Source organism: Serratia sp. KG1D (assembly GCF_037150675.1).
Taxonomy (GTDB): Bacteria; Pseudomonadota; Gammaproteobacteria; order Enterobacterales; family Enterobacteriaceae; genus Serratia; species Serratia nematodiphila.
The window spans coordinates 1,600,877-1,614,059 of the sequence record NZ_JBAGIH010000001.1; the positions used below are offsets into that span (position 1 = coordinate 1,600,877).

Annotated in this window: 11 protein-coding genes and 2 pseudogenes; 5 read left to right on the forward strand and 8 right to left on the reverse strand. The window is 59.5% G+C overall.

The genetic code is table 11. The annotated features are described in order from the left end of the window. Nucleotides 1-69 precede the first annotated feature (69 nt). From WFM45_RS07910 to WFM45_RS07930, 5 genes are all read right to left on the reverse strand, one after another. Nucleotides 70-264: a ribbon-helix-helix protein, CopG family gene (locus tag WFM45_RS07910; protein WP_004928567.1), complete on the reverse strand. Its 195-nt coding sequence runs from the start codon at nucleotides 262-264 to the stop codon at nucleotides 70-72. Nucleotides 265-344: 80 nt separating this feature from the next. Beyond that, nucleotides 345-1,133 carry a spermidine synthase gene (locus tag WFM45_RS07915; RefSeq protein WP_004928565.1) on the reverse strand — a complete coding sequence of 263 codons (789 nt, stop codon included), beginning with the start codon at nucleotides 1,131-1,133 and terminating at the stop codon, nucleotides 345-347. Between the two features lie 30 nt (nucleotides 1,134-1,163). Continuing rightward, nucleotides 1,164-1,619, reverse strand: a complete 456-nt coding sequence (gene fabZ / locus WFM45_RS07920) for a 3-hydroxyacyl-ACP dehydratase FabZ (protein WP_004928563.1) — start codon at nucleotides 1,617-1,619, stop codon at nucleotides 1,164-1,166. Nucleotides 1,620-1,806: 187 nt separating this feature from the next. Then, nucleotides 1,807-2,301: a TIGR00645 family protein gene (locus tag WFM45_RS07925; protein ID WP_004928561.1), complete on the reverse strand. Its 495-nt coding sequence runs from the start codon at nucleotides 2,299-2,301 to the stop codon at nucleotides 1,807-1,809. A gap of 94 nt (nucleotides 2,302-2,395) precedes the next feature. After that, nucleotides 2,396-3,595 carry an MFS transporter gene (locus WFM45_RS07930; RefSeq protein ID WP_060559651.1) on the reverse strand — a complete coding sequence of 400 codons (1,200 nt, stop codon included), beginning with the start codon at nucleotides 3,593-3,595 and terminating at the stop codon, nucleotides 2,396-2,398. A 97-nt stretch (nucleotides 3,596-3,692) separates the two neighbouring features. Here WFM45_RS07930 and WFM45_RS07935 point away from each other — a divergent pair. Continuing rightward, nucleotides 3,693-4,517, forward strand: a pseudogene (locus WFM45_RS07935) (LysR family transcriptional regulator); the annotation flags it as partial. Nucleotides 4,518-4,561: 44 nt separating this feature from the next. Here the strand turns inward: WFM45_RS07935 and WFM45_RS24655 are convergent. After that, nucleotides 4,562-4,645: pseudogene (locus WFM45_RS24655) on the reverse strand (Rdx family protein); the annotation flags it as partial. Nucleotides 4,646-4,772: 127 nt separating this feature from the next. Beyond that, entirely contained in the window at nucleotides 4,773-6,011 is a 1,239-nt protein-coding gene (locus WFM45_RS07940; protein WP_085336912.1) for an NAD(P)/FAD-dependent oxidoreductase, read from the reverse strand. 65 nt (nucleotides 6,012-6,076) lie between these two features. Here WFM45_RS07940 and WFM45_RS07945 point away from each other — a divergent pair, with 65 nt between their 5' ends. From WFM45_RS07945 to adhP, 3 genes are all read left to right on the forward strand, one after another. Further along, nucleotides 6,077-6,988, forward strand: coding sequence for a sulfite exporter TauE/SafE family protein (locus WFM45_RS07945; RefSeq protein ID WP_238545856.1), 912 nt, complete (start codon nucleotides 6,077-6,079; stop codon nucleotides 6,986-6,988). Between the two features lie 16 nt (nucleotides 6,989-7,004). After that, nucleotides 7,005-8,294: a bifunctional sulfur transferase/dioxygenase Blh gene (gene blh / locus WFM45_RS07950; RefSeq protein ID WP_033633070.1), complete on the forward strand. Its 1,290-nt coding sequence runs from the start codon at nucleotides 7,005-7,007 to the stop codon at nucleotides 8,292-8,294. Between the two features lie 197 nt (nucleotides 8,295-8,491). Continuing rightward, nucleotides 8,492-9,508 (forward strand): alcohol dehydrogenase AdhP, encoded by a 1,017-nt coding sequence (adhP, locus tag WFM45_RS07955; RefSeq protein WP_336955035.1) that lies wholly within the window; start codon nucleotides 8,492-8,494, stop codon nucleotides 9,506-9,508. 56 nt (nucleotides 9,509-9,564) lie between these two features. On the opposite strand, the gene exaC is transcribed toward adhP, so the two are convergent. After that, nucleotides 9,565-11,085: an acetaldehyde dehydrogenase ExaC gene (gene exaC, locus WFM45_RS07960; RefSeq protein ID WP_048323427.1), complete on the reverse strand. Its 1,521-nt coding sequence runs from the start codon at nucleotides 11,083-11,085 to the stop codon at nucleotides 9,565-9,567. A gap of 276 nt (nucleotides 11,086-11,361) precedes the next feature. Here exaC and WFM45_RS07965 point away from each other — a divergent pair, with 276 nt between their 5' ends. Continuing rightward, the gene (locus tag WFM45_RS07965; RefSeq protein ID WP_049277785.1) at nucleotides 11,362-13,137 is read left to right on the forward strand and encodes a sigma-54-dependent Fis family transcriptional regulator; all 1,776 of its coding nucleotides are present in this window, start codon (nucleotides 11,362-11,364) and stop codon (nucleotides 13,135-13,137) included. Nucleotides 13,138-13,183: the final 46 nt, after the last annotated feature.

Genomic DNA, 13,183 nt, shown 5'->3' on the forward strand with positions numbered 1-13,183 from the left:
TGGAGGATTCGGATTAGGGACGCGCGCAGGGGGGCAAAGCGCGCTTCACGGTTTATGGGGCGGGCCGCCTCAATTGCTCTCGACGCGCGGATTGGCGTGGGTCGGCTGGCTGGGATAATCCACCTGATGCTTGTGCAGATAATCGCGGATCAGCTGACGCACCACCTGAGAAGGGGTGACGTCCTGCTGCAGGCACAGCTCTTCCAGAGCTTTCTTCTTGTCCGGGTCAATCAGCACCGTTAGCCGCGCCGTTTTCTTTTCCATCAGGATCCTCCAGAGAATGATGACTGAATGATAATACCATGTGGACGAAGCGGCCAGCCAGACCGCGTCGCCGCTCGTTCTTAGCGGAAATGCAGCCGTTCTATTTTGCGTGACAGGTAGCCGAGTTCGCAGTTGAACAGCTCGCCGCTGCCGGCGGCCAGCGTGCGCAGCGTGCTGAGCGGCAACGTCACCTGCGCCGGCGTGGCGTAAATGATCACGTTGCCGCTGGGGGCGACGCAAAATAATACGGTGCCGAATATCCGGTGCAGGCTGTGGTACAGCAGGCTGTTTTCATCGGGCAGATCGTGGTAATTGAGCACCAGCCAGCCCCCGTCGTTCAGCCGCGCGGCGCAGTTTTCCAGGAATGTCTGGGTGCCTTGCTGCGGATCCATGGCGAACGCCGAATAGAGATCGGAGAAAATCAGATCGTAACGCGTCTCGGCGGGCGGGCGCACAAAGTCCATGGCGTCGGCGGTACGCAGGCTGATGGTGTCGGTGGCCGGCAGCGTAAAATAGCGGCGTGCGACGGCGATCACCGCGGCGCGCAGTTCAACCACGTCCAGACGCATGGCCGGATCGAGCGCGTGCAGCGCACGCAGCAAGCTGCCGCCGCCTAATCCCAGGATCAACGCCGAGGTCGGCGGCTGCCAGGCCACCGCCATCAGCATCGCTTTGATGTAGTTGTGGATCGGTTGCGCGGGGTTGCTGAGGCTCATCTTGCTTTGCTCGCAGATGCCGTCAAACCGCAGCGTGCGGTAGTCCTTGTGATCAGAAACGATGATTTCGCCCCAGGCGTCGGTTTCGCGAGCGATCACCTGGCCGCGCGGGGAGAAATCGAGGGTTCTGAGTAAGCTGTCAACCAGAGACATGGTATTCGCAGGTTTCCTTTGGCAAGCGGCCTATTTACGGGCGCACATGAAATCGGCGGTGCAAATGCGCCGGCCATCGATGCTGGCGCGGCCGGTGAAGCGGGCGATCGCGCCCCGCCGGCGTACAAAGGCGACCTCCATCAACACCTGGTCGCCGGGACGGGCGGCGCGATAAAACCGCGCCCGCTGAATGGAAGCGAAGTAGTAATGTTCCCCTTCATTCAACGCCCCGAGATAATAATGCGCCAGCAGCCCGGTGCTTTGCGCCAGCGCTTCCACCAACAGCACGCCGGGAAAACCGGCGAAGTGCGCATGGCCGTTCCAGAACGTCGGCTCATTGGCGGTGATGTTCTTGATGGCGCTCAGCCGGCCTTCGGCAATGCAGGTGCCGGCGGGCAGCACGCGATCGACCAACAGGCAGGGATAACGATGAGGCAGGATCGCCTGAATATCGTTGAATTGCAGGGGGTGACCGTTTAATGGCATGGAAGTGCGTGATCCTGTCTGCGGCGAATCCGGTGCGTGGCCGGCGTTCGGTCCATAATGAGTGTAATGACATTATAATAAAATTATCATCAGATGTGCCAGATGAAAGACATGACGGCGGTGACGGTTGGGGAACAGCGAAGGAGGGGAAGACACCCGATCCTGACGATCGGGCGTGGTGGCGCGTTTAGTGCTTGGAGCGGGTCACCTTGTCCAAATAACCCATCACGAAGGCGGAGAGCACGAAGGTGAGGTGGATGATCACATACCACATCAGCTTGTTGTCGGGCACGTTCTTGGCGTCCATAAACACCCGCAGCAGGTGAATGGAGGAGATGGCGACGATAGATGCGGCGACCTTGTTTTTCAGCGAGGTGGCGTCCATTTTTCCCAGCCAGCTGAGTTTCTCTTTCCCTTCGGTGATATCCAATTGCGAGACGAAGTTTTCATAGCCGGAGAACATCACCATCACCAACAGGCCGCCGACCAGCGCCATGTCGATCAGCGACAGCAAGGTCAACACCAGATCGGCTTCGGTAACGGCAAAAATATTTGGCAGGACGTGGAGAATTTCCTGAAAAAACTTGATCGACAGGGCGACCAGAGTGAGCGAAAGGCCGAAATAAACCGGCGCGAGCAGCCAGCGGGAGGCGTACATCGCGTTTTCTAGCAAGCGTTCCATCATAAAATTGTTTTAAATGCGTAGCAAAAAGGGCGCTCAGTATAGCGCAAGAGGCCTGGGTGAAATCAACCGCTTGCGCCAGCAGAGTGCGCTATCAGGCCACTACGCGCGCCGTTTTGCGCCCGCTGCGGATCCACAGCGCCACGGCCCCCGCCGCCGTCGCCAGCGCCACGACGCCCGGCCAGCCCGCGCTTGCCAGAATGCGGCTGCCGAGGGCGGCGCCGGTCGCCATACCGATGAACACGCCGGTGAACAAGAGGGCGTTCAATCGGCTGCGGGCTGCCGGGTCGAGACCGTAAACGATGGTTTGGTGCGCGATCAGCGTAGCCTGGATGCCCAGGTCGAATCCGACGGCGCTCAGCGCAATCAGCGCCAGTTGCGCCGGGAGCGGCAACAGCGGCAGCAGAAACATCAAGGCGAAGGAGGCCAGAACCAGTCCCGCGCCGATACGGGTCACGACGTCAGGGCCGTGCCGATCGGCCAGACTGCCCGCCAACGGCGCCGCCAGCGCACCCGCCGCCCCCGCCAGGCCAAACGCGCCGGCGGCCGCGCTGCCGATCTGGTAGCGCTCCGCCAGCATCAACGCCAGCGTTGACCAGAAAGCGCTGAAGCCCAATGACAGAAAGCCTTGCGCCAGCGTTGCGCGCCGTAGCGCGGGATACTCGGCCCACAGATGTCCCAGCGAGCGCAGCAGCGCGGGGTAACTCAGCGCGTTATGAGGGCGAAGACGCGGCAACATGCGCCAGATCGCCAGCGTGATCGACAAAACGCCCAGCGCCGCGAGTGCGTAGACGCTGCGCCAGCCGGCGTACTCGGCGATCGCGCCGCTGAACACCCGCGACAGCAAAATGCCGGCCAATAGCCCGGTCATCACTGCGCCGACGGTTTTGCCGCGGCTGGCCTCCGGCGCCAGCGTGGCGGCGGCGGGGATAATGTCCTGCGCGACGGTGGCGGTCAGGCCTATCGCCAGGCTGCTGAGCAACAACAGCGGGAACGAGGCAGCAAAAGCACAGAGTAACAGCGTCAGCGTCAGCAGCGCGCCTTTTACCAGAATGATCCGCCGGCGATCGTACCGGTCGCCGAGCGGCGCCAACAGTAAAATGCCCAGCGCATAGCCCAACTGGGTCAGCGTCGGCACCATGCCGGCATCGGCGACGCCGGCGTGGAAATCGGCGCCCATCATGCCAAGCATGGGCTGGCTGTAATAGATTGACGCGACGCTGAGGCCGGCGCCGGCGGCCAGCAGAAATACGACGTTGGCGGACGGTGCGCCGTGGGTGGTGGCGGTGTTCATGGCAAAAATTCCTGCAAAGTGAATGTGCGGTCATTTTTACCGCTTGCTTCATGCCGCTGTAGCCCCCTCGCAGGTAAAACTGTTATACACTCAACGTATGAATAAAATTAACTTACCTAACGGCGACCGCATAACTTTGCTGCATACGCTGGTGCGCATCGTCGAAAGCGGCAGCCTGTCGGCGGCGGCGCAGCAGCTGGGCACTTCGCAGCCGACGATCAGCCGGCGTCTGCAGGCATTGGAACAGCTGCTGGGCGCCAAACTGATCCAGCGGACCACCCACGCCCTCAAACTGACCGACGACGGCGAGCGCTGTTACCGCCAGGCGCGGGGGCTGATTGAACAATGGCAAAGCCTGGAAGAAGGGCTTGGCGGCGCGCGCGACGAACCGGTCGGCGTGTTGCGCGTGCGGGCGCCGCACGCATTCGGCCAGGATCAGCTGATCGGTCCGTTGGGCGAGTATTTGCGGCGCTACCCGCAAACTTACGTTGAGTGGACGCTGAACGATCATTCTCCGGACTTTATTCCCGAAGGCGTGGATTGCGCCATTCACGTCGGTGCGGTGACCGATCCGTCGGTCGTGGCGGTGTTGCTGGCGGAGGTGCCGCGCAGCACGGTGGCGTCACCGGCGCTGTTGGCTGAACGACCGGCGATCGTCGATCTCGACGATTTGGCCTCATTGCCGTGGCTGGCGGTAAACAGTTTTTATCGTAATGAGGTCGTCTTGACCCACGCGACCAGCGGTGAACAGCGGCGTTTCGACATCGCGCCGAGGTTGAGCACCGACAGCCTTTATGCGGCGCGCAAGGCGGCGCTGGAAGGGCTGGGCGTCGCGATCGTGTCGTCTTGGGTGGTGAAAGAAGAATTGGCGCAAGGCGCTCTGCAGACGCTGTTACCCCTGTGGCGAGCCGAGCCACTGCCCGGCATCAGGGTGACGGAGGCGAGATCGTCGCCGAAGGTGCTCAGCAGCTCTTGCGCCATCCAGCCGGCGCGCAGCAGCCAGTTGCATTGTGAACAGTAGTGAATCGTAACGGCGGGTGCGTTTTTCATCGTTGATCGACCGGTTAGTGGTGACGGCTTGCAATCAGCCTGCTGGCTCGCAAGCGATGGTGGCTGTGTATCGCCAAATAGTCAAGCGCCTGCTGCGGCCAGAGCGACAAGGGGAGCCGAGAGTGCATCACGGCCGCTTGCTTCCGGCAAACCATTCAACCCCGCGCAGCATGCCCGCCCAATAAAACCGGGGTAAAAACCAGGCTTTCAGCCACCAGGCCATACGGCTGGGCTGGGTTGCGTCGAGCAGTGGAAACGTGGGCAGCAATTTACCGTCATAGCCAAACTCCGCCAGCACAACTTTGCCTTTCTCGACCGTCAATGGACAGGAACCATAACCATCATAATGGGCTGTGAGAGGCGTGCCATGAATACGTGCCGCGACGTTTTCCGCCACCACCACCACCTGCTTTCGTGCTGCCGCCAGGGTTTTGGCGTTTGGCGTTGAGCAACAGTCGCCTACCGCAAAAATATCCGGCCAATGCTTATGTTGCAGCGTCAATTTATCCACATCGCACCAGCCGGTGCCATCCGCGAGTCCGCTTTGCGAAATAAACGCCGGGGCTGATTGAGGCGGCACCACGTGAAGCATATCGAAGGGCAGGGTTAACTCGCGTTTTTCCTCTTCATTTTTCTCCACGGCAAATATCGCTTGCCGATTTTCGCCATCTATACGGATTAAATTATGATTGAAGTTGACCTGTGCACGGTATTTTTCCAAATAGCCACTCAGCGGGGGGACAAATTGCGGAATGCCGAAAACCGCCGTGCCCGCAAGGCAGAAATTGACGTTAATATTATTCAGAACGCCTTGCCGCCGCCAATGGTCGCATGAAAGATATAAGGCTTTTTGCGGCGCGCCGGCGCATTTTATGGGAAGCGTGGGTTGGGAAAATATCGCCTTGCCGCCTTGCATCTCCCGGACCAGTTGCCAGGTGTATTCTGCAAGATCAAAACGATAATTAGAGGTGACGCCGTTAAATCCTAACGTCTCTTCAAGGCCTTCTATTTTATCCCAACGTAAAACAAGGCCGCAGGCAACAATAAGGAAATCATAGCTTACGCGTTTCCCCTGACGGGTCTCGATATATTTTTCATTGGGATCAACCCTGACAACGCTGTCCTGGAGCCATGAGACGCCAGAAGGAATAACATCGCGCATGGCGCGCTGCGTTTTATTGATATCAAAGAGCCCGCCGCCCACCAGGGTCCATGCCGGCTGGTAATAATGACAGTCATTGGGTTCAACGACAGTTATATCCGCATCTTTAACTCGCTTCCTTATGCTTGCGATGACGCCGATGCCAGATGAACCACCGCCAATAACAACAACTTTCTTCAGGGTGTTTATTTTTTCTGGTTTCATGCAGGTCTCCTTTCATAAGAAAGTAGGGGGTTGCGGCTCAGATTTAAAGATAATTTATAGAACTTATGGTTATATTAAAAATCGCATATTCGATTTGGCTATATGTAATAGCTAAATGTAATAAGTTATTTGACAATCAACGCAAACTGATCGTTAATAAATGCCATAAATATCGAAAGGGAATTAATGCATTGGATTTTTTCCATTTTACTTTTTATACCCTGACGCTGTTGGTGATAACCGGGGGAATAGTCGGATTTCTCCTGGCTCTGACCGGGGGAGGCGGATCCATCGTCTGCGTTCCCTTGTTGCTGTATATGGTGAAAATCCCGGATACGCACTTGGTTATAGGCACCAGTGCCATGTCCGTTGCCATTAGCGCGCTGATCAATCTTTTTGTTCATGCCGCCAAAGGAAACGTCCGGTGGCGGACCGGCGTTACCGTTTCTCTGGTGGCGGTGGTGGGAACGCTGGCTGGCTCTCAGGTGGGAAAAATGACGGACGGGCACCATTTAACCCTGCCTTTCTCTCTGCTGATGCTGGTTGTCGCCGGATTGACGCTGAAAAAAAATCATCGGGCAGGCAACGGATTACCGTCCTCCCATCCGACATTTCATCCCGCCATCGTGTGGCCCAGCGTGCTGGCGCTGGGCGCGGTGGCCGGTTTTTTGGGCATCGGCGGCGGATTTTTGGTGGTGCCGGCGCTGCTCTGGTTCTTCCGCTTTTCGCTGGTTGAAGCGGTGGCGACCTCACTGGTCGTGGTTTCCGCCATGGGATTATCGACAAGCGCAAGCTATGCCATGTCCGGCAAGGTGTCGCTGGTCATTACCTGCTGGCTCATCGTCGGCGGTGTTCTGGGGGGCGTCGTGGGGGTGGCACTCACCGAGCGCCTGAAAAAACGCGAGGACATTATCCGTGTGCTCTATGCCGGCATGTTGTTGGTGCTGGCCCTTTATATGCTTTTTAAAAGCCTATAAAACAAAAGGAAAAAATATGCACATCCGTACTTACCATCATCAGCTCTCCTTTTCGGGGGCGCCCGCAGCGAATGATTTCGCCATCCTGCATCAACAAGGCTATCGGTTTATCGTCAACAATCGGCCAGATGAAGAGCCGGGCGAGTACCTTAACCATCAACAAGAAAAAGCGTTGGCTGAGCAATGGGGAATGGGCTACGTCTATCTGCCTTACACATTCGACACGCTGACCTGGGAGACCGTTTATACCTTCCATTACCTGTTGCGGCGGGGTGAGAAGAGCCTGGCGCATTGCAGGAGCGGAGCGCGTTCTGCCTGCCTTTCCCTGCTGTATGCGCTGCGTGAAGGCCAGATAGACGAAGCGCAATTTCGCAGCCAGTGCGCAGAGTATGGCGCCGATGCCGATAAGGCGCTGGGCTGGTATGGCCGGCATCAGGCCGTTCAGCCTCACGCGCAAGTGCACGCGTTTTATGAGCCGGAAAGCGGCAGCCTGCAGTATGTCGTCGCCGATCCCGCAGCGCGTCGCTGCGCCATCATCGACCCGGTGCTGGATTTTGATCGCCGATCGGGCACGGTCTCGCATCAGCAGGCCCGCACCATTTTAAGCTTTATCCAGCAGCAAGGATGGGGAGTGGCCTGGGTGCTGGATACGCACCCGCATGCCGACCATTTTTCTGCCGCCACCTGGCTGGCGCAGAAAACCGGCGCTCTCACCGGCATAGGCGAAAAAATTACCGCCGTGCAGGGGCTGTGGCAAGACATCTATAATTTGAAAGAATTGCCTCCCGCCGAAACCCTGTGGGATGCGCTATTTGCGGATGGGGACGTCTTTTTTATCGGCAACCTGCGTGCTGAAGTCTTGCTGTCTCCTGGCCACACCCTGGCGTCCGTCACTTATCACATCGCCGATGCGGCGTTTATTCACGATACGTTTTTCATGCCGGACAGCGGCACCGCAAGGGCCGATTTCCCCGGCGGAAATGCGGAAGCCCTGTGGGATTCGTTGCAGCGGATCTTGAGCCTGCCAGCGGATACCCGCCTGTTTACCGGCCATGATTATCGCCCGGCGGGGCGTGAGGCCCGCTGGGAAAGCACCGTGCGAGAGCAGCGCGAGAACAACCCCTGGGTGGCCAACATGGATAAAGCCCAATTTATCGCGCAAAGAAAGCAGCGAGACGCCACGTTGCCGCATCCGGAATTGATGCTGATGGCGCTGCAGGTCAATATTCGCGGCGGCGTTCTGCCAGATTGCGAAGATGATGGGCGGCACTACCTCAAAATCCCAGTTAATCGCTTCAAGGGATAAATCAAGCCATGGAGGCGCGATCGTTCACGGCTGCCAACCTCGAGGCGATCGCGCCGTCTGTTAATGGTTTTTTATGAAATAAGCAGACTGATTCATATTTAATTATTTGTTTTTACACAAAACAGGTGGCACTTGCCCTCACCGAATACAGTCACTACATTAACAACTGTACTTCCCACTCTGCTAAGGAAAACACCATGAAAGCTGCCGTAGTGACGAAAAACCATACCGTAGACATTCAGGATAAAGTGCTGCGCCCGCTGAAGCACGGCGAAGCGGCGTTGAAAATGGAGTGTTGCGGGGTGTGCCACACCGATTTGCACGTGAAAAATGGCGATTTCGGTGAGGTGCCGGGCATTACGTTGGGGCATGAGGGCATCGGCGTGGTCTCCGCCGTCGGTGAGGGCGTCACCTCGTTAAAAGTGGGTGACCGCGCCAGCGTCGCCTGGTTTTACCAGGGGTGCGGCCATTGCGAATACTGCGTCAGCGGCAACGAGACCCTGTGCCGCTCGGTGAAAAACGCCGGCTATAGCGTTGACGGCGGCATGGCGGAAGAGTGCATCGTGGTGGCGGACTACGCGGTGAAAGTGCCGGATGGGCTCGATTCTTTCGCCGCCAGCAGCATCACCTGCGCCGGCGTCACCACCTACAAGGCGGTGAAGATTTCCGATATCAAACCGGGGCAGTGGATCGCCATCTACGGCTTGGGCGGGCTGGGCAACCTGGCGCTGCAGTATGCCAAGAACGTGTTTAACGCCAAAGTGATCGCCATCGACGTCAACGACGGTCAGCTGGAGTTCGCCAAACAGATCGGCGCCGATCTGACCATCAACTCCAAAACGCAAAACGCGGAGGAGATCATTCAGCAGCAAACCGGCGGCGCTCACGCGGCGGTGGTGACGGCGGTGGCGAAAGCCGCCTTCAACTCGGCGGTGAATGCGGTGCGCGCCGCCGGTAAAGTGGTGGCCGTGGGGCTGCCGCCGGAGAGCATGGATCTGAGCATTCCGCGCCTGGTGCTGGACGGCATTCAGGTGGTGGGTTCGCTGGTGGGCACGCGCGAAGATCTGAAGGAGGCGTTCCAGTTCGCCGCCGAAGGCAAGGTGACGCCGAAAGTGACCAAGCGGCCGCTGGGGGATATCAACGCCATCTTCGACGAGATGAAGGCGGGCACCATTCGCGGTCGCATGGTGATCGATCTCGGCATGGCGAAGTAGGCCACGCGAAAAAAAGAAGGCCACCTGCGGGTGGCCTTCTTGTCATTACGCCGGATTCAGAACAGGCCCAGCGGCTTGGCGTCGTAGCTGACCAGCAGGTTTTTCACCTGTTGATAGTGCGACAGCGCCGCCTTGTGGGTTTCGCGTCCGATGCCGGAGTTCTTGTAGCCGCCGAACGCGGCGTGCGCCGGGTACAGGTGGTAGCAGTTGGTCCACACGCGCCCGGCCTTGATCGCGCGGCCCATGCGGTAAGCGCGGTTGATGTCGCGGGTCCACAGCCCGGCGCCCAGCCCAAACTCGGTGTCGTTGGCCAGCGCCAGGGCTTCGGCCTCATCCTTGAAGGTGGTGACGCCAATCACCGGCCCGAAGATCTCCTCGCGGAAGAAACGCATGCTGTTGTTGCCGGTAATCAGCGTCGGCTGCAGGTAGAAACCGTTTTGCACTTCGTCGCCGCGCTGGGCGGGCTCGCCGCCCACAACGATTTTGCCTCCCTCGTTTTTAGCGATCTCGATATAGGACAGGATCTTGTCGTACTGCTGTTTTGACGCCTGGGCGCCGATCATGGTCTCGGTGTCGAAGGGATCGCCCTGGCGGATGGTAGCGATACGCGCCAGCACTTTCTCCATAAACTGCGGGTAGATGGATTCCTGGATCAGCGCGCGTGAAGGGCAGGTGCACACCTCCCCCTGGTTGAAGAAGCCCAGCACCAGCCCCTCAACCGCTTTGTCGATAAACTCCGGTTCCGCCTGCATGATGTCTTCAAAATAAATGTTCGGCGATTTTCCGCCCAGCTCGACGGTGCTGGGGATGATGTTCTCCGCCGCACAGGCGAGGATATGGCGGCCGACCGGCGTGGAGCCGGTGAAGGCGATTTTTTCAATGCGTTTGCTGCGCGCCAGCGCTTCGCCGGCCTCGGCGCCAAAACCTTGCACTACGTTGAGCACGCCCGGCGGCAGCAGATCGCCGATCTCTTCCATCAGCACGCTGATGCCGAGCGGCGTTTGTTCCGCCGGTTTCAGCACCACGCAGTTACCGCCCGCCAGCGCTGGCGCCAGTTTCCAGGCGGCCATCAGCAGCGGGAAGTTCCACGGAATGATCTGGCCGACCACGCCCAGCGGTTCATAGATATGGTAGGCCACGGTGTTCTGGTCGATCTCCGCCGCGGTGCCTTCCTGCGCGCGCAGGCAACCGGCGAAGTAACGGAAATGGTCGACCGCCAACGGCAGATCGGCATTCAGGGTTTCGCGGATCGGTTTGCCGTTGTCCCAGGTTTCGGTCAGCGCCAGCATCTCCAGCCGCGATTCGATGCGATCGGCGATCGCCAGCAGCACGTTGGAACGTTCCTGCACGCTGGTTTTACCCCAGGCGTCCGCCGCCGCATGCGCCGCGTCAAGCGCCAGCTCGATGTCTTTGGCGTCGGAACGCGGGAATTCGGCGATCGGCTGGCCGGTCACCGGCGAGGTGTTGGTGAAGTAGTTGCCGGATACCGGTTCGACGAATTTGCCGCCAATGTAGTTGCCATAGCGTTTGCGGAACGAAACCAGCGAGCCAGGCAAACCGGGGTGGACATATTTCATGTTAAGCACCTCTCTGCAGATGAAAAGCGGCGCTATTGGGCTGCGCCTGTGAATGCGGCATGTCGCCGCAGCAAAGAGAAGCACGGCGCGTGCCAGATTAGCGACAGAGGTAGCATCCGTAAAAAAAAGAACGAGTTATTAAAACCTTAAGCATTGAGAGGGCTGAGAACTTCGGGTGGCGCCGCCGTCGCCGATGATTTTTTGTGTCCCGTGTCGCAACGCCTGATACACATTTATGATACACATTTGCAACACTCGCGAACGGGGGAGAAACGCATGTTGTCTGACGACCGCTTGCCCGCAGAGGGCGCCAGCTTGCTGACCCAGCCGTTGGCGGAATCCTGGCAACGCAGCCAGGGTTATGGCTTGACGCGCACCGATCAACATATCCCGTTTATCAAAGCCGGATTGCTCGAAGAGCTGCGCAGCCGCAACGATTGGGTGCCGCAGCGGGTACAGCCGCTGATCGAGCAGCTGGGCGCGCAAATTACGCGCCAGCCCGCCATTGTGGTGATCGCCGACGCCGACGGGCTGGTGCTGGAAACCCGCGGCAATACCGACTTTCTGCATAAGGCGTCGCGCTTTGCGCTGGCGCCGGGCAACCAGTGGGGAGAAGCGGAGCGGGGCACCAACGCCATCGGCACCGCGCTGGCGCTGGGTGCGTTCTGCGAAGTGCGCGGCGACCAGCATTTTCTCAACCAAAATGCCGGATTGAACTGCACCGCCGCACCGATCTATCGGCCGGATGGCCGCATTGCCGGCATACTGGATCTCTCCGCACCCGCGCAGCGCCCGTACCGCGATGCACAGCGCCTGATCATGCAGGCGGTGCGGCATATCGAACACCGCTGGGTCAGAAGCGCGATCGCCGACCGCCACTGGACGCTGCGTCTGCACGCCGATGCCCGCTGCCTGGGCAGCGCGCAAGAGCTGCTGCTGGTGTTTCACGACGAAGTGCTGATCGCCGCCAATCGACTGGCGATGATGGAGTTCCAGCTCTCGTCGGCCTCATTCGGCTCCGTTGAGTTCACCCAGCTGTTTCCCGACCTGTTGCGACAGCCTTCCGGGGCACCGCGCCAGACGCTGGCCGGCAATCAACAGCACTATTATTCGTTGCTTGAGGCGCCGCAACGCCGCGTCAGCGCTCTGCGTTCTGCGCCGCCGGCGGAACGGCACGACGAGCAGCATCAGAAAGCGCTGCGCATTCTCAACGCCGGCCTTTCGCTGTGCGTGACCGGCGAAACCGGCTGCGGTAAAGAGCATTTCAGCCGCCGCCTGTTTCAAGAGAGCCGCTGGCGCAACGGCAATTTCGTGGCGATCAACTGCGCGGCGCTGCCTGAGCCGCTGATCGAATCCGAACTGTTTGGCTATGCGCCGGGGGCGTTTACCGGCGCCAATCCGAAAGGCTACATCGGCAAGATCCGCGAGGCGGACGGCGGCGTGCTGTTTCTCGATGAAATCGGCGACATGCCGGCGGGTCTGCAAACGCGCCTGCTGCGGGTATTACAGGAAAAAACGGTCACCCCGCTCGGCAGCCGCAGCGCTTATCCGGTCGAGTTCGCGCTGGTCTGCGCCACGCACCACGATCTGCATCGGCAGGTAGAGGCGGGGGCGTTTCGCGAGGATTTGCTGTACCGCATACAGGAATACAGCCTGCGCATTCCGCCGCTCAGAGAGCGGGCGCAGCTGGAGGCCTTCATTTTGCAGCTGTGGCGAGAGCTGGGCGGTGAGCGGCGCGACATTCGTCTGTTGCCGGAGGCGCTGGCGATGCTGGCGCGCTATCCGTGGCCCGGCAACGTGCGGCAACTGTTGAGCACGCTCAAGGTGCTGCTGGCGCTGGCGGACGATCATGCGGTGCTTACACTGGACGATCTTCCTCAGTCCATCGCGGTGCTGGCGCCGCGGCAAGAGAACGCCGATACCGATCTGGGGGCGCTGCAGGCGGCGATCGACAGGGCGGGCGGCAATCTCAGCCGGGCGGCGAAGGCGCTCGGCGTTTCACGCAGCACGCTGTACCGCAGGCTGGGGAGGCAGAAAACGGCGGCGGAATAAGGCGGCGCGATTGAGCGGCGATAAGGCCCCGCTGCGCGGGGCCTGT